Consider the following 24,060-nt stretch of genomic DNA (forward strand, 5'->3'; position numbering starts at 1 on the left):
CTTCCCCACTTGTCTTAGATTGTATAGTTCCGCCCGCAATTCTTATTTCACGCCCGAATGAACCATCGTTTCGTTCACTTTGCGTTGAAACAGAAGGAAAATAATAAAGGTTGGCAAAAACATCAGCAGGCCGGCCGCAGCCGATATATTTTGTCCGGCAATGCCGGTCGCTAGCGTCGTCACATAATAGGCCATAGTCTTCATGGTTTCATCGTGCACAAACAGCGTCGAGCCTTCCACATCCGTCCACACACCCTGAAACGAAATGATCGCAATGGTGGCAACGGCGGGAGCAGCAAGCGGCAGCACCACTTTGCGGAAAATACCGAACTCCGACGCTCCGTCCAGCTTGGCCGCATCAATCAGCTCGTTCGGAATTTGACCCATGAACTGGATCAGTAGAAACACGGCGACCGGAGATGCAAGGAACGGCAAAATATGGGCGAAGTACGTATCGGTAATACCGAGTCCGCTGACGATGAGATAACGCGGTATGGCTACCGTCTCCGGCGCGAACATCAGCGAGACCATAATGAGAGACATAACGAGCGCCTTGAAGGGAAACTGCTTCACAGCCAGCGCATAGGCAGCCAGCGAGCTGACCAGAATGACACTGGCGATCGTAACGATGGAAATGAGAACGCTGTTGAACAGGTATCGGGTGAACGGCACCAAATCACCTGTCGAGCTGTTAAACAGCTGCGTGAAGTTGCCAATCGTCGGCTGCTGCACCAGGAAAGTCGGCGGAAACAGAAACATCTCGTGCAGCGGCTTAAAGGCATGATTGAAAATATAGACAAGCGGTAGCGCCATAAATACAGCAAGAGCGGTTAATATAACGTACAAAATGACGTTGCTCATTTTAGCGTTTCGGAGCCGCTTTGCAAATAGCCGCATTCTCATCAGCTAGCCCTCCTTGTTCCGCAATATTTTATAGAAGAACTGCATCATCAGGTAGGACATGACAAGCAGTACGACAGAAACGGCGGAGGCATACCCGAACTCGAAACGGATAAAAGCGTAATCATCTACATGGTTAATGATCAGATGGCCGCTGTACTGCGGCGTAATCGGCATTCCGCTCAGCGCTGTAGAGATACTTCCGGAGCGCAGCGTCGTGACGATGGCCATAATTGCGCTGAATATCATCTGCGGCTTCATGGACGGAATCGTAATGTAGTAAATTTCCTGCAGACGGTTTCGGATGCCGTCAATTCGTCCTGCCTCGTACAGCTCCGGATTGACTGTAGCAAGCCCGCCCATCATAGCGAGGAAACCGATGCTGAAGCTGGTCCATAAGGTGACAATGATCATGATGTTCAACAAATATCGCGGGTCCTGCAGCCAGATGACGGGCTGGTTGATCAAGTCCAGGTTCAGCAGGAAGTTGTTCAGATAGCCGACACGGTCACCGCTGAAAGCCGCCGCCCAGACCACAGTCAGAGCAACGCCTCCGGCAAGCGATGGCGCATAGAACGCCAGCGTATACACGTCCCGCCATTTCTTCGGCAGCTGATAGATCAGCCAGGCGAAGAAGAAGGAGAGCAGATAGCCTCCCGGACCGACAAGCAGTGCGAATTTGAACGTATTCGGCAGCGCATACTTCTGAAAGATATGATCCTGCGTAATGAGATCGATATAATTCTGGAAGCCGACGAACGACGGGAACGAGAACCCGTCAAAGTCGGTAAAGCTAAGCCCCATCGCCATGCAGACGGGAATAATGATAAAGATCACAAATGAGATCATGAACGGAGCGATAAACAGATAGGCCGTACGGCTGTGCCAGCAGTCAAATGCCAGCTGTCTCAGACCGCGAACCACCCGGAGCATCGGCGTCATTCGCTTTCCCTCCAATCATAAGGCTGGTCAATTTGCGGGATGTGCAGATCGGAAGAAGACGGTTCGTACCCGAATTGCTGCTGCTTGCGGCGTAGTTCCCGCTGCAGGGAAACAGCTGCCTGCTCCAGCGCTTCCTTGGCAGGGATGCCTCCAACAAGCACGTGATTCCAGGCAAAATCCATTTCACGGCCAAGCGAGTAATAACCCGGTACAAGCGGAACGTTCTTGATCCAGCGCGCCTGCTCCTTGATCGCCTGCAAATCGCCATCAGGCCAGGGTGATTGTGCCAGAGTCAGCATATTGGCAGAGTTCCAGCGGTATTCGATGCCGAAGAACGATTCGATTTCCTGCGCATAATGAAGCTGCGTTTCTTTGTCCGACCACCATTGCAGGAACGACCATGCCTGCGCTTTTTTCCGGCTTTTCTCCATAATCATCATGCTTGTGGCCCCCTGCTGTGTCCACCTGGCTACAGTCCCGTCAGGCTGCTTCGTTCCCGGAACCGGTGCAACCTTCCACTGTCCTGCGATGTTCGTGGCAGCAGCTGTTAATTGCACATACGTGGTGAAATCAGCGATTCCTGCGGGGATGGTGCCATACCGGAAATGGTTGTAAAAGGCCGGGACCTCAAGCGGAATATAGTATTTCTTGAATAAATCGGTCCACTGCTTGAAAGGCTGGAGAGCCGCTTCTTCATCAAGCCGCGTATTCATACCGTTCTCCGTATAAAAGTCGATACCATGCTGGTAATAAAATGGCACGTAATCTTTAGGCGGAATATAGAACGTCATGCCATTCTCCTGCAGCGTCGGCAGCATCCGGTAGATGTCCTCCCACGTATCTGGGGGCGTCAGAGCCAGCCTGTCGAAAATATCACTGCGATAAAAAAACAGCAGAAAGTTTTGCGTTTCGGGCAAGCCGTACACTTCACCGTCATAGGTGTAGGAGCGCATAAGTCCCGGATGGAATTGGCTCACCGTTTCGGTGAAGCCGGGAAACTGTTTTAAGTCAGCCGTTGCTCCGCGCATGGCGAAATCAACAGGCATCTCCATGCCGACCCCAAGCGCCACATCAGGCTGGTTTCCCGCCGCATTGCCAAGCACAAGCGCATTCGGGTTCGGCATTAAATTCAAATTGACCTTAATCCCCGTTCTTGGGGTAAAATCCTGGTCGATGTGCTCCTGAAGCAGGTCAACATAATCGCGTCCACGCTGCACCCAGACGTCAATGGATTGTTCATCATCTGATTTTTCCGCCGTATAGTTCAAGAAGAAGGTTCTGACAAAGTTTTTCGTCGAATAAGCCAGCTTCTCCAGTTGTCCGGGTGTTTGGAGAGGTGATACCGTATCTGGATCGCGTACGACGAAATAATCCAGCAAGAGCGGCTGATAATCGGCCGTCCCGATCCAGGTGCCGATCTGGGTTTGAATCGCCGTCAGCTGTGTCAGCCTATTCGGCAGATCATCCACATCTTCAGCAATGGACTGCAGTGTGAGAACAGCGGGCCTGATCGTCGAGGCCAGATTCGTTTCAGCGCCGTTCAGACCATTAATATAGGCCATAATATTCTGCAGCTGATCTATAAACCCGGCCAGCTTCTGCTCGATGTCCGGCACATATTTCTTAATATCCCATGTCCGGTTCGCATCGATATTGGGCCCCTTGAATTGATTGTAATCACCGATTACCGCGCGCAGAGGAGCATCGAACTGCCGCAATTCCGCAAGCGTCTGCTGCAGGGCAAGCAGTGCCGGCATATCCGGTGAGCCGTCAGCGATCATCCGCAGCGTATGGCTGCCCTTCGTCATATAAAACTTGTACGGGGTTCCGCTGTCATCCTGCAGCGTATGCATGTCAAAGGTATTATCGTAGGCAAATTTGTAATGCAGCATTTCCTTGAAAGGCACCGTGCCATCGAGCATAATCGTCCGGTACACATTCGAACTGCCCTTATAGCTTTGCCGGTATTTCACATCGAGTTCATACCAGCCATCAGCAGGCACCTCAAGCTGCCAATCCAGCCACTGGCCCGGCTGCTGCCAGCGATCTGCACCCAGCGTATTGTAGACGACCCTTCCCTGAGCATCAGGGGATACCCTGGCTTCCATCACCGCATACTTCTGGATGCCGATCTGGGACTTCTGGATAAAGTGTTCAGCTTCAAACACTTGAAACCAGCCGCTTTGCGTCTGCTCAGGCTGCTCAGTCGCTAGGACTGCTGCATTTTCTGCTCCATAGCCAGCTTCATTTTCAGCAACATAGTCCCGGTATTCCGGAACAGCCGCAGCTGCCACAAGACGGATACTTGCAAGCGCGAGCGGTTCCCGTGCTCCAATCATGCGCAGCGTATGATGGCCTTTGGTAAGGCGATACTGTAGCGGCAATGAGGATGCTGCATAATCTGCAACCGCCTTCGCCGACCAGCCGACGACTTCCTCCTGCGGAGCGCGCACTTCATTCCCCAGCTTATTGCGGTCATATGGATATTTGCTATCCTTCCAGCGCCGTTCGAGCTCGATTTTCTCCGATTCGCGGAACGGGTAGGAGCCGTCGATCTGAAGCCCGCGAACGACAGAAGCCGATGTGCCGGGGAGCGGCATGTATTCGAGCTGAATTTCGTATAATCCGTCCTGCGGGATCTCTACGTCCCATTCAACTGAACCCTCCCCGCTTTGCCAATGCAGCACATCCCTGCCAAGCTTGCCGTCCGGCACAATGGCTGTATTGGCTTCAGGCGATGCTGTAAGGTAGCGTGCTGCGTCGATGTCCACAAGGATCGGTTCAGTTGGCTGCTGAATGCCGGCTGCTGCTTCCCGCTGCATGGCCATCATATAGTAGGGAACGCCGTCCGTTGCGATATTGCTAATAAGGGAAGCCGCATCAAACGGCTCGTATTCTGCTTGCTTATTATAAAAAGTGGCCCGCACCGCATAAAAAACAACGATGCAGAGCAATACAATGACAATCGTTCTACTGCGTCCCGACCATCTCGACAACTTCAGTCGCATTTCGGGCCGCCTCCTTGGCCGATCGCATTCCCCGTGTCCACGTCAAAGAAATGAGCCTTAGCCATATTCAGCTGAACACGGACCGGATCTCCTGCCGCAACATGCGTATGCGCCTGCGCGCGGACAATCTGTGAGCCGTGCCCTGTATCCACGTAGAGAAAAGTATCGGAGCCCATCAGCTCCTTCATATCGACCTGCGCGTTCACCGTCCACTCTTCCCGTTTAACAGGCTGTTCCCCGTCCAGCATCATATGCTCAGGCCGCAGTCCAAGCACCACGTTCCGCAAGCTGTACGGAGACTGCTGCAGAATGGGCGTATACGACTCCGGCAGCATCAGCTTCCAGCGGTTCGTTTCGAAATAATACACATCTTCAGCATGTGTAATTTTTCCTTTAATGAAATTCATTTGCGGTGTGCCGATGAAGCTGGCGACAAACTGGTTGACAGGACTGTCGTACAACTGCTGCGGTGGAGCGACCTGCTGAATTTCTCCTGATTTCATCACCACGATCCGCGTCCCCATCGTCATCGCTTCCACCTGATCGTGGGTGACGTAGACGATCGTCGTTTTCAGCTGGCTGTGCATCCGGATAATCTCAGCCCGCGTCTGCGCCCGCAGCATGGCGTCGAGATTGGACAGGGGTTCGTCCATCAGGAACACTTTCGGTTCCCGGACGATCGCCCGTCCAAGCGCGACCCGCTGTTTCTGTCCGCCTGAAAGCTGATGCGGACGTTTTTCAAGCAAATGCGATATTTCAAGCACCCGGGCGACACGGTTGACGTTGAGTTCAATTTCGTGCTTGGCTATTTTACGCAGCTTGAGCCCAAGTGCCATATTCTCATATACGGATAAATTCGGATAAAGGGCATAGTTCTGAAAAACCATAGCGATATCACGGTTTTTAGGCGAAACATAGTTGATCAGCCGGTCATCAATGTAAATATCCCCGTCCGTCAGCTCTTCGAGACCGGCGAGCATACGCAGTGTCGTTGACTTGCCGCAGCCTGACGGCCCAACCAGCACGAGAAATTCGCCATCTGCGATATCCAGATGAAAGTCTTTGACTGACGGCTGCACCTCGCCCTTGTATTTTTTGTACACATGATGAAAGATGACTGCTCCCATTTTGAATCCCCCAGTGCTCATCGTACAAACCATTTTCGTTCGTCAATAAAATTACTAAGCGCCTCCGCTCATTCCTGTACAAACTCCAGAATACCGAATTGGGAGGAAAGGTGATAATTGTTGATCACCGTCGGCGACCATGCGGTGCATTCCATGTCTTCTCCTGTGGGACGATCGATGCGGTAAGCGTTGATGTTCCATTGTACGCCCTCTTGGGGAGGCAGCTGCTGCGCCGTGCGAAACTCGCTGTAAGGAATAGCGATCTCTGCATCCCAGCCAGTGCTGTGCTTGCGTACCGCCGTTTCAATCCTGTGGTCCGTTCTGGCGAAGGTGAGTATCTGCCCGTCCCCTTGATTGAAAATCGCGTAATGCATCAAGGCATTCAGCGGATTCACTTCAATTTCGATGTATACCGTTCCATCTCCGCCTTCATCTATAAACAATTCCACAACTTCTTCTTCATACAATTTATCGTTGAATTCCGTCATTGTGGCATTAGGCTCAGTATCATCGCAATGAAAAGCTGCATATAAGCGCGTTGGCCCCCAGAGCAAGCGAACCTCTGTCGCTTGTCTGGCAGCTCCCCCCGTCTCGGTGTTCACAAGGTTGTGCGGCTCTGCTAAAGCCCACTGCTGTTTCTCCACATTTCCGTCAATTTCAAAATCTACTGCAACATGCTTGCATCTATACAGCTTCATAGTTACACTTCCCTTTCTGCTGAGGGTCCTTCCAAATCTCTAGATTTGATCCCGCCAATCATGCACCGGCTGCCAGCCCAATAATTGCTTCGCCTTCTTGTTGCTGTAGAACGCCTCATTTCCCTCATACACCTGCCGGATATCGGTTATCTCGGGAAAATACGTTTGCATCAGCTCACTTGTCGGAATCGACATAAACGTATTGTCCGCCGCCATATTCAGCTCTACGGCGCCGAGTCCTTCGGCCTCGATCGCCAGCCGGCAGGCGGCAGCAGCGTCGCGAACATCGATGTAGCTCCATAAAATACGTTTCCAGAAACCCGGGTCTCTCTCACCCTCGCGAACCAATTCCTGATACGATGCCGCAACGCAAATTGTCGAGAGCCTGAAGCATACGACCTGCATGCCAGACCTGCGGTTGAACATAGCACCGGTAAGCTCGTTTACCACCTTCGAGAGTCCGTATCCTTCCTGCGGAAGCTCCGGGTGGGCCTCGTCGACCGGGAAATATTGAGGCAGAAGCGGATGAATCGCCCACGGAAAACCATAGGCTGATTCACTCGATGCCGTCACGGCTTTGGTGATCCCTCGTTTATCTGCAGCTTCCAGCACGTGCATCGTCGACACGACATTGGTAGCAAAAACACCAGATATGTTACGGGGATCCGGAATGGCTGCCAAATGAATGACAGCATCGCATCCTTCCAGCGCTTCATATACATCCTCGAAGTTCAGCAAATCAACAACTATGCTTTGGCATGCCGGGTCAGGATGCGGCTTGAGGTCGAGACATACCGCCTCATATCCATGCTGCTGCAGCTCCACGATAACCTGCTTGCCCAGCGTCCCGGCACCACCGGTTACTGCAATCGTCAGCCGTTTATTCATACTTGGACCATTCATACTTGGACCTCCATCATCTTCATCAGTCCCTGCATATAGCCGATGGCATGGCCCCGCGAGCGGTGCTGCCACGGTGAATCATTCACGATGACGGGAACGTGATCTGTGGACATAAAGCCCGTGAAACCACTTTTCTTCAGCGTAAGCATAACTTCAGCCGGATCGTAATTGCCTTCTCCGAGAAAGCATTCCTGAAATTTCGGAACCGTACCCTGAACGTCACGGAAATGAACGTATAAAATGTTCCCCAAGGGACCGAAATACTCAATCATTTTTTTGACATCCAGTGCGCCTCCAGGCATCTCCGAGCAGCAGCCCAGACACAGATCGAGCCCCCAAGCCTCACTATCGGCCATTTCTCTGGCACGTATGAAATTTTCGATTTTATAAAATAGTCTGGAAACCCCACCGATTTGCGGCACCGGAGGATCGTCAGGATGCAGCGCCAGCTTCACACCAGCTTCCTCGGCAACCGGGATGACCGCACGGATGAAATATTCGTAGTTATCCCAAAGCTCCTCTTCGGTAACCATACGATTGGGTCCTTCATCCATAAGCCGCTGTACCGTAATGTCAGGATCGGCCACTTCCTCAGCTTGCGGGTCCCGTTCGTGGTAAGGCTCCACCTGCCCCATATCGAAAGCAGTGACTTTGGATCCTCCGCGACCGGTTTGCCCGGGGGTACGCCATACGGAATTCGGCATGAAATGATAGCCCAGAATCGGAATACCTGCGCGCCCCATATTGCGAATTGTTGCCTGGTAATGCTCAATCTGCTCATCGCGTCCTTCCATGCCGAGCATTGCTTTCAAATACCAGTCAAAAGGTGTGTTTTCAATAGCCTCAAGCTTCATCCCATGCTTCTCACACTCTTTGCGCAGAGCGAGCAAGTCTTCATATTCCCATCGGGCTTTCCCCGGCAAGCTTGGAACATTAAGCTGTACGCTTGTAATACCAAGCTGCCTGCCGAACGTCATCGTTTCCTCGGTGATCTCCGTAAATTGTCCGAGCGCAATTCTCATGGTCATTGAATTTCAACCTCCAAGTGTAGGCATAACCTCTATGCAGCATATAGATCTAAATCGCATCAATAATACCTTGCAAATACCCGCTCTGATGAGCATGAGAACGGTAACCCCAGCCTTCGTCATAATCGATCCATGGCACATGATCGTCAATGATAAATCCAGTAAACCCGACTTTCTTAAGCGCACGCATCATCTCAACTGGGCTGAAATTGCCTTCCCCAAGGAAACATTCGTTGAATTTAGGAACCGTACCCTGAACATCCCGGAAATGACCATACACAATTTTATTCCGTGATCCGAAGTATTCAATCATTTCCCGGACGGTATCTGCACCGCCGAGCATGGACGAAGTCGTGCCGAGGCATAAATCGAGGCCCCAGGCATCGCTATCTGCTATCTCCATTGCTTTTTTGAAGCCGTCGATATTGTGGAACAGTCTGGCTATGCCCCCCACCATCGGCACAGGCGGGTCATCCGGATGCAGTGCCAGCTTCACACCAGCTTCTTCGGCGACAGGAATGACCGCCCGGATGAAATACTCGTAATATTCCCATCTCTCTTCTTCCGTAAATACACGGTCGGCGACGGAATTAAGCAGCTTCAGATATTCGGGGTCACGCGCAATCGGCAGGCTGCCTGTTCGGTCAGGCGCTCCGGTTTGCACCAGATCCAGATCGAAGCCCATTCCCCGCGCTCCGCCACGCAGAGGCACCGTGTAAGAAGTCCTCCAGGTTCCATCCGGCATAAAATGATAACCCAGGATCGGAATGCCCGCTTTGCCCATATTGCGAATAATCTGCTGATATTTAGCGATCTGCTCATCTCTGCCTTCCAGACCCAGCATAATTTTATAAAAATACTGAATCGGCACGTTTTCGATCGCTTCGAGCGTCAAGCCGTATGATTCACATTGCTGTCTCAAAGCCAGCAGCCCTTCATATTCCCAGAGTGATTCATCCTCTCCGAGCGTGTTGAGCTGAATGCTGTCAAAGCCCAGCTGTTTGGCGAACTTCCCCATCTCATCCGTCAATGCGCCGAACTGTCCGAGCGCTACCCGCAGCTTATTTCCCATATGTCATCCCTCTATTCATCTACTATTTCTACAGCGATTTCTAAAGCTATTTCACAAACTTTTCAATCAACTATTTCAACAACTATTTCAACAGCTGTTTCAGCCTAGCCTTGATTTTTTCAGTAGTAAACCTCGACCTCAGCAAAGCCTGAGAAAGCCTCAATCCGAACGGTTTCCGTCTCAGCATCGTACACGCCACCGCTCACGCTTTTCGGCTTACGTCCGAGTGGATGCGGCAGCCGAATTTCAACGAGGCTTGGCGCCCGTTCAGAGCGGCATTCCACAGAAGCAGATATGCTTCCCTGCTGCAGCTTCGATTCCGTCTTCAGGGTAAAGGGGCCGAAGTAGCTGGCAGCATCCTTCAGTTCGATGGTTTCGCCTTCTTCCATCCAGCTGCGCGGAATACCTGGAAGCAATTTAAGCGTGTCTCCCTGCTCCATATACAACATCCAGCGTGTTTCCATCAGAAACCAGGCTTCTTCATGCGTTTTATGCGGGCTCGTATAAGGGAATAAATGCTCCCCGAACGTATAAGTCTCTCTATCAGCAAGCGCAGAGACACAGGTATAGTAGCTCTTCAGGAAAGGCTTCACTTCACCGCGCTTCAGATGAACCCAAGGATGCCGGCTGTAGTAAGGCTGACTTAAAGCAACATTGTTCAGCAGCATTAGCTCGGCGTGGAAGTTCAGCAAGAAGCTGGCGGCTGGCTCGTCGGGCTCGAGCACCTCGGTAAAGACTAGATACAAGGGGCCAAGCAGAGAGTCCCTGCACATGAATGTGCCATGCGTATACCACTCGCCCTTGTCGGCGAACAGCGCCACCGGGCCAGTTGCATCCGCCCACGGCGATGCTGTCGGGCTCCACGTGCCATCGCCAAGCGGCACAACGGGACTTAATGCCAAATTATCGTAGAAGCAAGTGCGAATATCCTGCTTGAACGCTTCCGCCTCCCGGGTGATGAATGCCGCATAATCGGGATCCGAATCCGTGAACACTTCCGCGATCCTCTTCAGTCCCAGGTAAGCGTAGCCGTTAAGCATGAACGAACGGAATGGGTCTTCCGGATCAGCTGTCTTGCCATCCAGCAAGCCAAACCCTTTGCCTTGGCCCCGCAGTTCTTCCGTCATATTGCGCTGACGCCAATCGAGTATGTACTGGCACGCCTTAACAATTTTTGGCTTGACTTCCGAGATCCACGCTTCATTGCGGGTATAGCGGTAATGTTCGCCTATGGTCCACAAGACACAACCCGTTTCCAGCATGTATTCCTGAAAATTCTGGATAAACCCGCTGTCGTGCTGCTTCTCCAGAAAATACATAATGGAACGTCTGGCTGTATCATGCCAGCCCATCGAATCCATAAACTGAGTAATCGGTGCGCTCTCCGATCCGATTGGAGCATAAATGCCGATCGTCGGCGCAATTGCATCATCCGGCTCCAATCCGTATGTAACAAGATCGAGATGCAGCAATCCGGCACGCACCATTTCGTCGATGCGACGTTCCGGCAGCTGCAAGCGTGAGCCTTGCGCAAGCTTCTCCTGCCAATAGGTGCGGCATTGCTCGTGCCTCTCGGTGAAGTCATGTTCGGCCAGCGCTGCAGCGCGTTCGCGCGAGATCGGCCGATGCGGGATGATGATGTCAAATTTAGCGGTTTCTCCCGGATTGACCAGCACAGCCATTTCGTTATCTCTCAGCGGTTCGCCGTTCACGGTAACAATTCCGTAGACCCGGCCGGAAGCATAAACACCAAACCCGGTCTCCGGATCGAAATCATAAGAGAGCGTATTCACTTCATTCGTCGGACAAGACCGGCCATTGGGCAGCGGAGCAAAAAACCAGCAGTAGCGGGGAACGGAAGCCGTATTAATCGCCTCGATGCGGTAATACAGCACCGTTTCTTCCTCCTGGCTAAGCTCTTCCGGCAGCAGCCGATCATACTCCTGCTTCTGTGATTCGGTGAACATTTGTCCCGATGTATGGCCGTCTGCCACCAAAAAATGCGTGCCACGCACATTGTCCTTGGTCAGTTCATTTCGTTCCAGTGAGACAAATGTCGTCGTATTGTAGATGATATCGCCGTCTTCCACAACCCCATGCAGGATCGGCAGCACACCATCCTCCAGCCTCTTCTTGATAATCGGCCGGTTAGCCACCCCGCGACCAATGCGGAAGCTGTAACGTACAGGCGCATTGTCCGTTTCCGGCAGCGTCACAGCCGGCAAGTGAAAACGCGGCTCCACATAATCAAATAACACACTTCCATATGCTTCGTGAAAGTCGACTGCAAAGATGCGCATGTCGCGCGAGAGTCCCAGCCACGTTTGGAATTTCATATCTTTCGTATAGGCTGCCGCTGCTTCAAAGCTCTCTTCAGGCTCTATGCTCAAGCGCTGGATATCCGTGAGCAGTGATCTCGATCGGATGCTCCCGGTAATTTGCTCATACGAACGAGGATCTCCTGCTTCCGTGACTGCCACTCCGTAATCCGGAATGCAGATCGGGTTAGCAGCAGAGACGTCGCGCAAGAAAAATGAAAACGCATTCACACCTGACAGGACAGATACAATAACGCTTCCGCTTCCTGTCTGCAGCGATCCGTCTACGGTCAGCTCAAGGCGAGCAGATGGCGCTTCTTTGATTTGAAACGATCCGTCTTTGTATTCGCCTCTGTCCTCGCCAGCACCTGTGAAACTACCATGCGTTACAGTACCGTTCTTCACTTGTATCGTTCCTGCGGCAGGACCTTCATGCCATAAGATAGCCACTTGCTTTACAGATTTTATAACCATAGTTTTCTTTCCCTCTTCTCCATGATCACATAAATTTTCAGTTCTTAGACTCAGGACAAAGCGGCTCTTATATTGCTAAATCCATTAATATAACTGTAGTATTTAACCAGGTAAAGTTCAATTCCATTTTATTGCGAATAGGGTATATAATCTTGCGACATATTGACTGATGCATACCCTCATGTTAATTTAATATTAACTTTAAGAGGACAGGAATTATTCGGATATTTACTATCAATATTTTAAAAAAGGATTAAAATGGAACAGTCATTCGTCATGCTGCCAACATTGGAATATGGTTACGAGATCCATACGGAGGGACACGATTCATTAGATCATCCCTTGCATGTTCATAAAGATGCGGTTGAACTGCTATTGATTATGGACGGGGAAGGCCTATTTACCGTGAATGGTATTACCTATCAGGTAGGTTCAGGCAGTCTTCTTTGCTACAATAGCGGAATATGGCATGCGGAACACAGTATTTCCCCCTATTTCTCTTCGTTGTATCTTACTTTTACAAGCTTGAAGGTCAAGCATCTCCCCAATAATCACTTTGTGGAGCTCGGCCGGCCGCCTTTTATTCAGCTTGGTGATCATTTTGCTTCTATCAAGCTGCTTATGATGGATATCATTCAGGAAAAATCATGCAACGATCCTCATTCCAAATTTGCTGCAGACCAGCTGCTGTCTGTGCTGCTGAGTAAATTGATGCGGATTATGAATGGCCGTCCTCTCTCCAAATCCAACAAATCGTCGTCCCATGAATCTGCTGTCAAAGCCAAACGCTATATTGAAAATAAATATAATACGGATATCACCCTCAAGGAACTATCCCAATTCACCCATATCAGCCCGTTTTATTTAAGTCATTTGTTCAAAACCGAATTCGGTATTAGCCCTATTCAATATTTAATTCAATACAGAATGGAAGTTGCCAAGCACTACTTATTGCATTTCCCTTATACAATCAAAGAAATTGCTGAGCTCGTCGGCTATGATAGCGATACTTACTTCCATCAAATTTTCAAGAAATGTGAAAAGGGTTCCCCGGGTGAATTTCGTGAGCTTCACAAACAAAGAGAGTGAACATCCGTTCACTCTTTTTGTAATGCAATATTCAGTACTACTGCGGCTTGCTTTTGCTTTCCTAGGTCCTGCTTGGTATTTATACTTGGCTTACTTGGCTATTGATTCTTGCGAAAAACACAAACACTGCAGAGCTGAATGCCCGCATTAGGTTCAAATGTGTTTTTGTTGCTTAAACTCTTATTCATCATGTATAATAAACCCATCTTCTTCAATTCCACTTTTTGGTAAAGGGGGTATGTAATCTTGCGATCCCATGTTATGAATATTCCATTCGATGCATTCAAGTTTGATTTCGTTGAGTCTCCTCCTCAAGCACCCGCACAATTGGACTCGATCGGCTGCATGGAGGTAAACTCCACGGATCATATTTGTAATGGACTGAAGAGATTAGAACAAGTAGGGAGTTCCATTTTTCAATATACGTTGAAAGGCAAGGGAATGATCCGAATCGGGGAACAGCTGTATTCACTCGAGGCAGGTAAAGCGTTTATGGTAGATGTGCCAAGCGACCATGAATATTACTATGAGGGCGATGCTGATGGCTGGCGTGTATTGTTTATCGTATTAAATGGTGAGCACGTTAATGACTGCTGGTCATTTATTCGTCAGCAGCTGGGAAGTGTTGCTGTTTTTGAACCAGATGCTTCTGTCATCCGCTATTTGATACGTCTGTATTGGGAAGCTTATCAGGGCCATTTGAACGATGGTTTCCAATCTGCAGGGGCCGCTTACCAGTTCATAACTGAATTATACCGTACTGCCCATATGATTCCACCCCAACCTCATGCTATGCCAGAATTAGTCCGCCGCCTCATCACGCTGATGGAAAGCGATTACAAAACTTTGGAGGGCTTAGACGATTTAGCTGATCGCCTGGATGCATCCAAATTCCATATCACACGTACCTTCCACCAGCATACGGGTTCCACAGTTATCCAGTACCTCACCAAGATCCGCATCAACCGGGCCATTGAACTGCTGCTGAATTCCAATCATAATGTGGAATACATTGCGCAAGAAGTCGGCTATCAGAACAGCAAATATTTCACAAAAGTTTTCCGCGAGCAAACCAAAATGCCCCCAGGACAGTACCGAAATATTTACATCCGATCATAACATAATCACCAGGATTCATTACGACTCGTGCTATTGATTCTTGCGAAAAAATAAGCGCCTCAGGCTAAATGATCTCATTCATTTCAATTGCAATGTGGTTGCTCAACCCGATATGCATACTGTATAATTAATCCATAAATGTATTCAGATCCACGCTACTGCGAGGAGGGTACGGAATCTTGCGATCTCATGAAATAAATATGCCAGCCGATGCATTTGTGTTTAATTTCGCTGAGTCTCCTCCTCATGCACCGGCTCAATTGAAATCTATTGGCTGTATGCAGGTAACCTCCACTGACCACGTTTATAATGGACTGAAGAGAGGACAAGCAGGAAATTCTATTTTTCAGTACACGTTGAAAGGCAAGGGAATGATCCGAATCGGGGAGCAGCTGCATTCACTCGAAGCAGGCAAAGCATTTATGGTAGACGTGCCAAGCGACCATGAATACTATTATCCGGGTGAGGATGATGGTTGGCTTGTGTTGTTTATCGTTTTGAACGGGGAGCATGTAGACAGCTGCTGGTCATTTATTCGCGAGCAGTTAGGGAGTGTTGCCGTTTTTGAAACAGATGCGTTTGTCATCCGTTATTTGGTACGTCTCTACTGGGAAGCTTATCTGGGTCATCTGAACGATGGTTTCCAATCGGCGGGAGCCGCTTATCAATTTTTAACCGAATTATATCGTACTGCCCATATCATGCCGCCCCAACCGAGCGCTAAGCCAGAGCTAGTCAGGCAGATCGTCGAGCTGATGGAGAACGATTATCGAACCTTGACTGGTTTGGACGATTTAGCCGATCGACTTGACGTATCGAAATTCCATATAACACGTACTTTCCACCACCATACCGGCTCCACTATCATGCAGTACCTAACCAAGCTCCGCATCAACCGGGCCATCGAACTGCTGCTGAATTCGAACCATACCATGGAATATATTGCTCAGGAAATCGGCTATCAGAACAGCAAGTATTTCACCAAAGTTTTTCGTGAGCATACCAGTATGCCTCCCGGCAAGTACCGGAATATCTACACCCGATCCTAACCATCATTCTCCGCACTCCAGCGTTTGAATAAGCCTCCAAGTCTATTTCTTTCTTCCGCCTTCAGCAGCACTTTCATTCGAGGAATTCTATGCAGCATCTATCCAAACAACTTCAACCTTCAACTCCTAAAAAACGGATGTTACCTGCAATATTGCAGATCGTCCAGAAAGCTTTCCAAAAGCATAAGAAAACCCGCGAAGCTTGACCGCGGGTTATTGATATATTCAATGGTTTAAACCTTTTATTTTGATGCGAAAAGAGGGGATTTTCTGATTTCTGACCCTTCATTGGGTAAAGGTATCTCTTATAATAGCTTTTTTTAATAATACTGCCGATTCTTGCGGTCCTTTAGTAACCGAGTAGAAGCTGGCCTTCTCAGTCCACATAGGTACATCTTCATAGGGCCCCTGCACATTTCCACTGGAAGTTTTCCCGTTTATTGAGATCAGTCGCGGAGCAAGACCAAGCTGTTCATCTCCGCCCCATGGTCCGATAAACAGGTTCAGATTATTGCCCCGCATGGTAACATCCTTCATCCCATCGACAGCTATACCGGCGGCCGTCAGGGCATATAAACCTTCAGGCGTGTAATTGTTAATCATACTTCCGCCTTTCCCGGTATCCCCAATTTTGCCCGTTGAGGCCAGTGGCGCGAACGAAAACGCAGTATGCACATACGCCCGCATGGATGTCCATAAGGCATTGTTCATGAACGCTGAGCCCTCGAAATCAAGCACCCTCTTCTGGCTGTGCCATGAGTCTACCGCATAGCCAATAAACGCTGGATTCCCCAGGTTCACGACCGTGTTGTTGCGGATGATGGTCGTTTGCGGTACATCGTTATTATCCGATGCAAAGCGGAACAAAATAATGCCAACATCGGTCGCATCGACAACCTCATTCTCTTCAATCACACTATCCGTACTGGCATGAGTGATGGCATCAGCCCAGCCTCCGCGATTTCCGGAATAATGACTGGTAGCGTAACAGGTAATCAGGTTCCGGGCAAAATAAGCATTCTTCATCAAATCGGCGCCAACCAGGTTGGTCGCAGCAGTCCCGTCATTGATGCGGTTGGAAACAACGTTAACGTTGTCTCCCCGGGTTAACACATTGATTCCGTATTGAAGTCCATCCTTATCATTCACGAAAGCCGTACGATTTCCATCGACCCATACGTGGGACAACGTCCCATCTTGCTCAATTGTGACTGTTGGGGTATCCAGATTGGCCACTCGCAACAGCCTCGCCTTGCTCGCATAGTGATTCGGCTCCCCTGCAGTGCGCAGCGTCTTGCCAGCCGGGACATTAATCGTTTGCTCAACGAGAACGAGCGTTCCGCGCGGAAGCTCAATGATCTTATCCGGCCCGTCCAGCAAGGTTTGTAAATCAGTAGTTGTCATGATGCTGCCGGCTGGAGAGAATTCCTTGTTATTGATCCCCCAGTAATAAGGGCCGGTCACAATATCAGGCATAAGCGCTGCGAAGTCGCTGTGGCCAGTCAAGCTTTTGGCGATGGAGGAGACAGATTCCTTCTTATCGATACGCTTCATGAAGTCGTCAACCTCGTCTAGTCGCGGATCGCGATTCAATATGGCACGATACACCGCCATTGCAGCTTCCTGACTACTCAACTTCGCTTCTGCAAATTTGTTTTCCCCGAAAAATTGTTCAGCCATTTTCGCAAGCGTCTCCACCGTACAGCCCTTCTTCTCTATATTGGAAATATAGTGGGTATACTCTTCAGCCTGCGGAAGACGTCCAAGCCCCTCCGTAAACAGCTTCCCGACAAATTGAGGGCCTCCGTATTTGATGTCATCAAGAGATATTTTCACCTCTTCACCTGTGTATTCAGCTACATTTTCCTTAGGCTGCGATCTCAATTCTTTGTTGACGCATGAAGTAAGGAGCATCAGCAGAAAGATAGCCAACAATAAACTGCAAGTCTTTTTAATTGTCCACACCTACCTATCCTTAACGTACTACCCCACTTATCCTACTTATCCTACTACCTACACCGTCAAAACATCAACATTTGCCAATACCTGCTCCAGATGTTTTTTTCGCTGCGAGTCCGCAGTTTTCAGCATATTGGGACCATAATATTGTTCTGATGCGTTCTGATAGGAATGATGAAGAACCAGATAATCACGGAACTTATGGATATCATTTTCTTGATAACGCTGGCAAGCATTGATCGTAAACATACGCCGGCTTTGGCTCCCGCCCCATGAGGAATGAAATAAATTGTGATCAAATACAAGAATGTCTCCTGGAACAACATCCAGCGAAACAGAAGGGAGCGCGTCTCCGTTCATGCCCCACAGCTCCGCGGATTGTTGGATGCGGCCAAGCAATTTCTGGGCAAATGGTCCCTGATGCAGGTGGCTGCCCGGAATGACCCGAAGCGCACCATTAGCTGCACCTAACGTATCCAGGTAAAAAGCAATCTTGATATGCCTGTAATCATTTGAGCTTCCATCCGGATGCCAGGGGGTATTCCCTGTGTAATAGTTGCCGTCACTCCCCATGTAGTTGTAATCCTCACCAAGCAGTGAAGTGAGAATAGGTTGAATCTGCGGCTCCTCCAGCAGAGCGCTTAAGCGCACCCGTTGGTCGATAAATGGGGCAATCATCCTGGTGCGTAAGCCTTCATCAAGCGGACCAGACTCATTTAAGTGTTTAAACACAGCCTCAAATTCTTCAATTATAAGGCCAATGCTGTCCTGTAGTAATCCAGGAAATTTGAGAAAGCCGAAGGTTTCAAAAAAATCAAGCTGTTGGTCAGATAAAGTTGACATTGTAAGCCCTCCTTAAAAGGCGTGCGAGATAATCGCAAATTTTTAGATGGTGTATGAGACCCGAGAAGTTTATTCAGCGGGTCTATAAATACAATAATTTCAATAAATTCAATAGATATAATAGATATATAAAATACATAAATACATAAATACATAAAATACATAAGTACAATAAATTCCGCTGAAAATTCCGCTGTACTTATGGGGAATACGTGGCATCCCTTATTCTAGCTTCTTTGAGTACGACAGATTGGTATTGTGGTCCGCTGGTTACGAGAAGAAAACTGGAATTTCTAGTCCACATTGGCAGATCCGCATAAGGTCCCTGCACTTCTCCACTAGCTGTGCTCTCGTTAACAGAGATTAGTCGTGGAGTGAGATTAGCACTTCCCACCCACGGCCCGATATACAGGTTCAAGTTATTGCCCCTCATCGTAATATCCTCCATGCCGTCGGCGACAATTCCTGCAGCTGTCATGACATACAAACCCTCTGGTGTATAGTTATTGATCATGCTGCCACCTTTTCCCGTATTCCCCAGACTACCCGTTGAGGCCAAAGGTGCAAACGAAAGTGTAACTTGCACGAACGCCCGCATAGATGTCCATATCGCATTATTCATAAATACTGAACCCTCAAAATCTAATATCCTGTCCCCCTGGCTGTGCCAGGAATCGTTAACATAGCCAATATAGGCGGAGTTGCCCAGGTTGACGACCGTGTTGTTGCGGATGATCGTCGTCTGCGGCACATCATTATTGTTGGATGCAAAACGGAATAAAATGATGCCTACGTCAGTTGCATCGACAACCTCATTTTCTTCAATAATGCTGTCTGTGCTTGCGTGTGTGATAGCATCTGCCCATCCTCCGTGAACACCTAAATAATGACTGGTAGCATAGCAGGTAACTAGATTCCTGGCAAAGTAGGCACCCCTCAGCAGGTCAGAGCCGAACAGATTCGTCGCAGCAGTAGCATCATTAATGCGGTTTGACACCACATTCACATCGTCTCCGCGCGTTACAACATTGATTCCGTACTGGAGCCCTCCGACGTCATTGAGAAATGCAGTCCTGTTGCCGTCAACCCAAATATGGGACAGTGTGCCTCCTTCCTGGATCGTGACAACAGGCGTATTCACATTGGCAACCCGCAGCAGTCTCGCCTTGCTGGCGTAATGCGACGGTTCTCCCACAGTTCGCAGCGTCTTGCCTGCCGGGATGTCTATCGTCTCGTCGACGAGCACAAGCGCTCCGCGGGGCAGCTCAATAACAGTGTCATTACCATCCAGTAAATCCTGGACATCTGATGCGGTCATAATCGTATTGGACGGTGAGAAATCTTCATTGTTGACACCCCAATAATAAGGTCCGATCACGATATCCGGCATAAGGGCGGCAAACTCCGTATGCGCCGTCAGGCTTTCCGCAATAGAGGCTGCTGACTCCATATTATTCAACCGGGTGATAAAATCACTCACTTCAGTCAAAGAAGGGTCCCGGTTCAGTATAGCCCGATAGACAGCCAAGGCCCGCTCTTCATCAGTTAGGCTTAACCCGGTAAATGCCGTATCACCGAAAAACTCCTCTGCAATATCAGCAAGCGTCCCAATCGTACAGCCTTCATCCTCAATAATCGAAATATAGTGGGTATACTCTTCAGCCTGTGGCAGCCGTCCCAACCCTTCTGTAAACAGCTTCCCTATAAATTGAGGCCCCCCATATTTGTCATCATCAAGTGAAACCTCCAGCTCTGTTCCCGTGTACTCAGCGGTGCCTCCAGCTCCAGGCGAAATACCGCCTATAGGAGTTACACGGATATGGTCCACTTTCATCGTCATCGCACCCGTTGTGAACGCGTAAATACGGACACGTTTAATTGCACTTAAGTCAGGAGTCCCGTACACATAGGCAGTTGAAAATTTTAGCGTAAGCTCCTGCCAACCATCCACAAGCTTAATATTTGGCCATTGCCATTCAATTTCATCCACATCTGTCGTTTGATCGTTGGAGGACAATTCAATAGCGCCGACTCTGCCGCCCAGCTTGTCAACATCCGAAATGTACAGCCACAGCTTTAGCTGACCGTTCTGTAGGGTTACTCCGGTGTTCACTGGAGCGAAAATTCCTTGCATGATAACCGCACTTGGATACCCCGGAATCGAATAATTAGTATCACTGACTCCTGACAGAGAGGCGCTTCCTTCCTTCTTGTCACTCGTATCAAGGCCCGCCCCGTACCAGCCGGAGCTTGTATCAGCGTTATGCAAAACTACAGACGGAACAGATGCTGGAATGGAAGTCACACGAATATCATCCACTTTCATCGTCGTAGCCGCCGTTGTAAACGCGTAAATACGGACACGTGTAATTGCACTCAAGTCAGGATTTCCCGATACATACGCATCTGAAAAGTTTAGTGTGAGCTCCTGCCAACCATCCACAAGCGATAAATTAGATACATACCATTCCAATTCATCCACATCTGTAGTTTGATCGTTGGAGGACAATTCAATAGCACCGACGCCTCCACCCAGCTTGGTAACATCCGCAACGTATAGCCACAGCTTCAACTGACCATTTTGTAAGGTTACCCCTGTGTGAACCGGAGCCATGGTCCCTTGCATGTGTACGGCACTCGGATATCCGGGGATAGAAATACCCGGATTACTGTCACCAGACAAGGAAGCACTTCCTTCTTTCTTGTCACTCGTATCCAGCGTCACTCCGGACCATCCGGAGCTTGAATCAGCATTGTGCAAGTTGACCACCATCGGATCTGCGGCGTAGCTTATTGTTGGAGCTGCGGACACGACAAGTCCCCAAACTAGAACAAACGACAGAAAACACGCCCATATCCTGACTCTGGAATGATGTACTATCAATAGATCTCCTCCTTCAATTATGAATACCTAGCGTTCGCGCCCGCCAAGTTAGTTATAATGTATAATTAAACATATTCATGTTCAATTCCACTTTTTTGCGATGAGGGTATATAATCTTGCGACACGAAAATAAGTGCTTGAATATAGACGCCTTAGACGCCTTGTGGCGTCCTTTGAGGTCGTGTTCGTGACGCCAGTGCTTGGGAGGTAAGGGGTGTGGCCTCCAGCCGCTGTTAAAGATTTGTTCCCTTGAATGAAATTGATGAAGAGGTAGGAACAAATCTTTAAAGGCGGACGCTATCGCTCTTCCGCCCACACCCCTTACCTCTCTCAGCTACAATCGCACGAACACCAAGCTCAAACGGACAGCCAGCAAGGGTTTTTCTCTTGATTAGAGGAGAATTCCTAGTGGACGCAGATGCTAGGAATGAATAACGGCCCTCCAGGCCCACAACCAAGAGGACCCGGTGCTTTTAACGATGTTTTTCATCGTTAAAGCACCGGATCCTCTCCGCATCCTTACTTTAACGATGAAAAACATCGGTAAAGTTCCTATTAACCCCCCAGTGAAGTCATCCCCCCTCTTTTAACGATGAAAAACATCACTAACGTAGTTGACTGGAAACACTTGCTTTAACGATGAAAAAGTGGCTGTCGATTAACTGTGGACAAATAAGAACCAACCATGGGGGACAAAAAGATGCATAAGTACATCATTTTTTCCCGAATACACCCATAACCGGAAATTACCGTAAATCTGCAGGATTTTAGGCGTCTTTTGTCCGTTTGAGCGATCCAAGTGACTATTTTCCTGCACTTTTGCAGCAATTCTCTGCCAATACCCGATTTCAGATGAAAAACCCTGCACTTTTGCAGCATTTACTATGGGTAGAGTCCAAGGCTTTGGCCTCCAAGGCTGAGAGGCCAGTTTTGATCGATTTTAGTGAGAGTTTGAGTTGTACCCAGTTAATCGACAGCCTCAAAAACATCATTAAGTGAAGCACACGCCCAAAACGGGGGAGGGACTACCAGTAGAGGGTGCTTCCTGAGAGAAAGGGATAGTGGCGATAGGGAATTCTGCGCATCCTTTCTGATTCCTTTCTAATTCCCTTGGTGAATGAATAGTCATACCGAATACTTTATCACTCTAAAGCCGCACCACGCGACTAATCCAAATGGACTCCTTTTCGCACCAAAAAGAGTCACTAAGGGCTGGTCTCTTATTTGAGTAAGTGAATTTGAGTTTTATGGCATTGAGGAAGGAAGGGGGGATGGAAGGAAGGATGCAGGCTCCAGCCGTGTTAAGCTAAACCAAAACGGCATGACAATATACCATATTATGGAATTTATTCATGTGGTTGATTTGGGCCAAACATAGGAAAGAGCCCAGCCCCTTGTACCGAAAATTGAGGCTAAGCCTCATTTCAATCCATTGGCTAGGCATAACGAATCCGCCTCTAGGCGACTAGGACGGATATTATTCTACTCTCGCTTTTCCCATTACTCACTAAAATATCCGTTAGGATCCTTTTCCGTTCCAAACCAGACGAAAGCGTAATTCCCCTCAATAGCGACGCCCATAACACTTAGATCACTCCATGGCCCTTTTCCAATAATAAGATCATGATGACCCGAGCTTTTTTTCCAGCCTTCTAGCGCATCACTTGGTGTTGCAAGGCTGGAATGCCAATAAGCTATCTCAAATCCTTCACCCTTGTAACTGCCATCTGTTATTTCTCTAGGCTTATCCCACATGAGAGCGGCATTGCGATGGTCCGGCGTATAGCACCCTCCCGTCCATGTTTTCTGCTCAGTCCAGCTATGTAAATTACATTCGCCTTCGGGGACTCCATTCACATTTGCATCGTAAGCATGATAACGCGCCACTTTAGTCATAGATTTGGACAGCTTATAAGCTGCAAGGCCAAGTTTTTCACGGTACTTATTAATGAGACTGGCCAACTGCTTTTCGCTATCTGTAAGCGGGTACATACCATCGGCAAGCAACAGCTTGTCGGGAAAACCTTCGTTTGCAGAACCGTTAGAATTTGGTTCCTCTCCTGGAGGTCTAGGGAGAATTTTATCCATTCCCTGACTTTTCAAGTTTTTGATAAATTGTACAGCCTCTGCACGAGTCAGTAAGTCTTGTCCTCTGTACCCTTGAACGGTTGGCCCTGTTTTTCCTTGTGTGTAACCATGGTCCAGCAAATATTGAATCGCCTTATCGCCCATTTGATTGAAGCCATTTGCCCCGACAATGATTTCGGCGACCTGCTTCCGGGTAATGCTGCGATCCCGGAATTTAACTTCTTTGTAGCTCTGCACCGGGTAATTATTGTTTTCAGCCCATTTGTAAATGCTATCAGCCCAATGTGTCATCGGAGTTGAACGATCGATTTTCTCGTAGCTTTGGATAAAGATCGTCAAAAATTCGGCCTCAGATACTTCCTTGTTTGGCTTGAATGTACCGTCCGGATAGCCGTCAACGACCTTGTTTTCATACGCCCACTGTATAGCGCTGTATGCCCAGTGAGTAGGCTTAAGATCAGTAAATTGCGAATCTTCAGCATAGGCTGGCACCAAAGATACAATAACAAAAAGAACAATTAATAGGCTTAAGCTTGTGATTTTTCCTTTTTTCACCGTA

16 protein-coding genes are annotated in these 24,060 nt (G+C 48.9%); 3 read left to right on the forward strand and 13 right to left on the reverse strand.

Going from position 1 to position 24,060, the window contains the following annotated elements; all coding sequences use genetic code 11:
* Positions 1–42 precede the first annotated feature (42 nt).
* The 9 genes from J2Z66_RS25195 to J2Z66_RS25235 form a co-directional block, all read right to left on the reverse strand.
* Positions 43–903: a carbohydrate ABC transporter permease gene (locus J2Z66_RS25195; protein WP_245375826.1), complete on the reverse strand. Its 861-nt coding sequence runs from the start codon at positions 901–903 to the stop codon at positions 43–45.
* Positions 904–906: 3 nt separating this feature from the next.
* Positions 907–1,842: a carbohydrate ABC transporter permease gene (locus J2Z66_RS25200; protein WP_245375827.1), complete on the reverse strand. Its 936-nt coding sequence runs from the start codon at positions 1,840–1,842 to the stop codon at positions 907–909.
* Positions 1,839–4,850: an extracellular solute-binding protein gene (locus tag J2Z66_RS25205; protein WP_209975500.1), complete on the reverse strand. Its 3,012-nt coding sequence runs from the start codon at positions 4,848–4,850 to the stop codon at positions 1,839–1,841. The genes J2Z66_RS25200 and J2Z66_RS25205 overlap by 4 nt, the downstream gene beginning before the upstream one ends.
* Positions 4,841–5,977, reverse strand: coding sequence for an ABC transporter ATP-binding protein (locus J2Z66_RS25210; RefSeq protein WP_209975501.1), 1,137 nt, complete (start codon positions 5,975–5,977; stop codon positions 4,841–4,843). The genes J2Z66_RS25205 and J2Z66_RS25210 overlap by 10 nt, the downstream gene beginning before the upstream one ends.
* Before the next feature lie 68 nt (positions 5,978–6,045).
* Positions 6,046–6,675: a carbohydrate-binding family 9-like protein gene (locus tag J2Z66_RS25215; RefSeq protein ID WP_209975502.1), complete on the reverse strand. Its 630-nt coding sequence runs from the start codon at positions 6,673–6,675 to the stop codon at positions 6,046–6,048.
* Between the two features lie 39 nt (positions 6,676–6,714).
* Positions 6,715–7,578 carry an NAD-dependent epimerase/dehydratase family protein gene (locus J2Z66_RS25220; RefSeq protein WP_245375828.1) on the reverse strand — a complete coding sequence of 288 codons (864 nt, stop codon included), beginning with the start codon at positions 7,576–7,578 and terminating at the stop codon, positions 6,715–6,717.
* A complete protein-coding gene (locus tag J2Z66_RS25225; protein ID WP_209975503.1) occupies positions 7,575–8,606 on the reverse strand; it encodes a mannonate dehydratase in 1,032 nt (343 codons plus the stop codon). Before J2Z66_RS25225 ends, J2Z66_RS25220 begins: the two co-directional genes overlap by 4 nt.
* A gap of 49 nt (positions 8,607–8,655) precedes the next feature.
* Positions 8,656–9,678: a mannonate dehydratase gene (locus J2Z66_RS25230; RefSeq protein ID WP_209975504.1), complete on the reverse strand. Its 1,023-nt coding sequence runs from the start codon at positions 9,676–9,678 to the stop codon at positions 8,656–8,658.
* A 119-nt stretch (positions 9,679–9,797) separates the two neighbouring features.
* Positions 9,798–12,470 carry a hypothetical protein gene (locus J2Z66_RS25235; protein WP_209975505.1) on the reverse strand — a complete coding sequence of 891 codons (2,673 nt, stop codon included), beginning with the start codon at positions 12,468–12,470 and terminating at the stop codon, positions 9,798–9,800.
* 258 nt (positions 12,471–12,728) lie between these two features.
* On the opposite strand from J2Z66_RS25235, the gene J2Z66_RS25240 reads away from it, so the two are divergent.
* The 3 genes from J2Z66_RS25240 to J2Z66_RS25250 all read left to right on the forward strand — a co-directional run bounded on the left by J2Z66_RS25240 (position 12,729) and on the right by J2Z66_RS25250 (position 15,727).
* Complete coding sequence (locus J2Z66_RS25240; RefSeq protein ID WP_209975506.1) at positions 12,729–13,559, forward strand: AraC family transcriptional regulator; 831 nt, start codon at positions 12,729–12,731, stop codon at positions 13,557–13,559.
* 246 nt (positions 13,560–13,805) lie between these two features.
* Positions 13,806–14,678: a helix-turn-helix domain-containing protein gene (locus tag J2Z66_RS25245; protein WP_209975507.1), complete on the forward strand. Its 873-nt coding sequence runs from the start codon at positions 13,806–13,808 to the stop codon at positions 14,676–14,678.
* Between the two features lie 179 nt (positions 14,679–14,857).
* The gene (locus tag J2Z66_RS25250) at positions 14,858–15,727 is read left to right on the forward strand and encodes a helix-turn-helix domain-containing protein (protein WP_209975508.1); all 870 of its coding nucleotides are present in this window, start codon (positions 14,858–14,860) and stop codon (positions 15,725–15,727) included.
* 285 nt (positions 15,728–16,012) lie between these two features.
* Here J2Z66_RS25250 and J2Z66_RS25255 read toward each other — a convergent pair whose 3' ends face one another.
* From J2Z66_RS25255 to J2Z66_RS25270, 4 genes are all read right to left on the reverse strand, one after another.
* Positions 16,013–17,692, reverse strand: a complete 1,680-nt coding sequence (locus tag J2Z66_RS25255; RefSeq protein WP_209975509.1) for a right-handed parallel beta-helix repeat-containing protein — start codon at positions 17,690–17,692, stop codon at positions 16,013–16,015.
* A 48-nt stretch (positions 17,693–17,740) separates the two neighbouring features.
* Entirely contained in the window at positions 17,741–18,529 is a 789-nt protein-coding gene (locus tag J2Z66_RS25260) for a phytanoyl-CoA dioxygenase family protein (RefSeq protein ID WP_209975510.1), read from the reverse strand.
* A gap of 199 nt (positions 18,530–18,728) precedes the next feature.
* A complete protein-coding gene (locus J2Z66_RS25265; protein ID WP_209975511.1) occupies positions 18,729–21,413 on the reverse strand; it encodes a hypothetical protein in 2,685 nt (894 codons plus the stop codon).
* A 1,500-nt stretch (positions 21,414–22,913) separates the two neighbouring features.
* Entirely contained in the window at positions 22,914–24,056 is a 1,143-nt protein-coding gene (locus tag J2Z66_RS25270) for a CAP and S-layer homology domain-containing protein (protein WP_209975512.1), read from the reverse strand.
* Between the last annotated feature and the right edge of the window lie 4 nt (positions 24,057–24,060).

This window comes from Paenibacillus eucommiae, assembly GCF_017874215.1.
Classification (GTDB): domain Bacteria; phylum Bacillota; class Bacilli; order Paenibacillales; family NBRC-103111; genus Paenibacillus_AI; species Paenibacillus_AI eucommiae.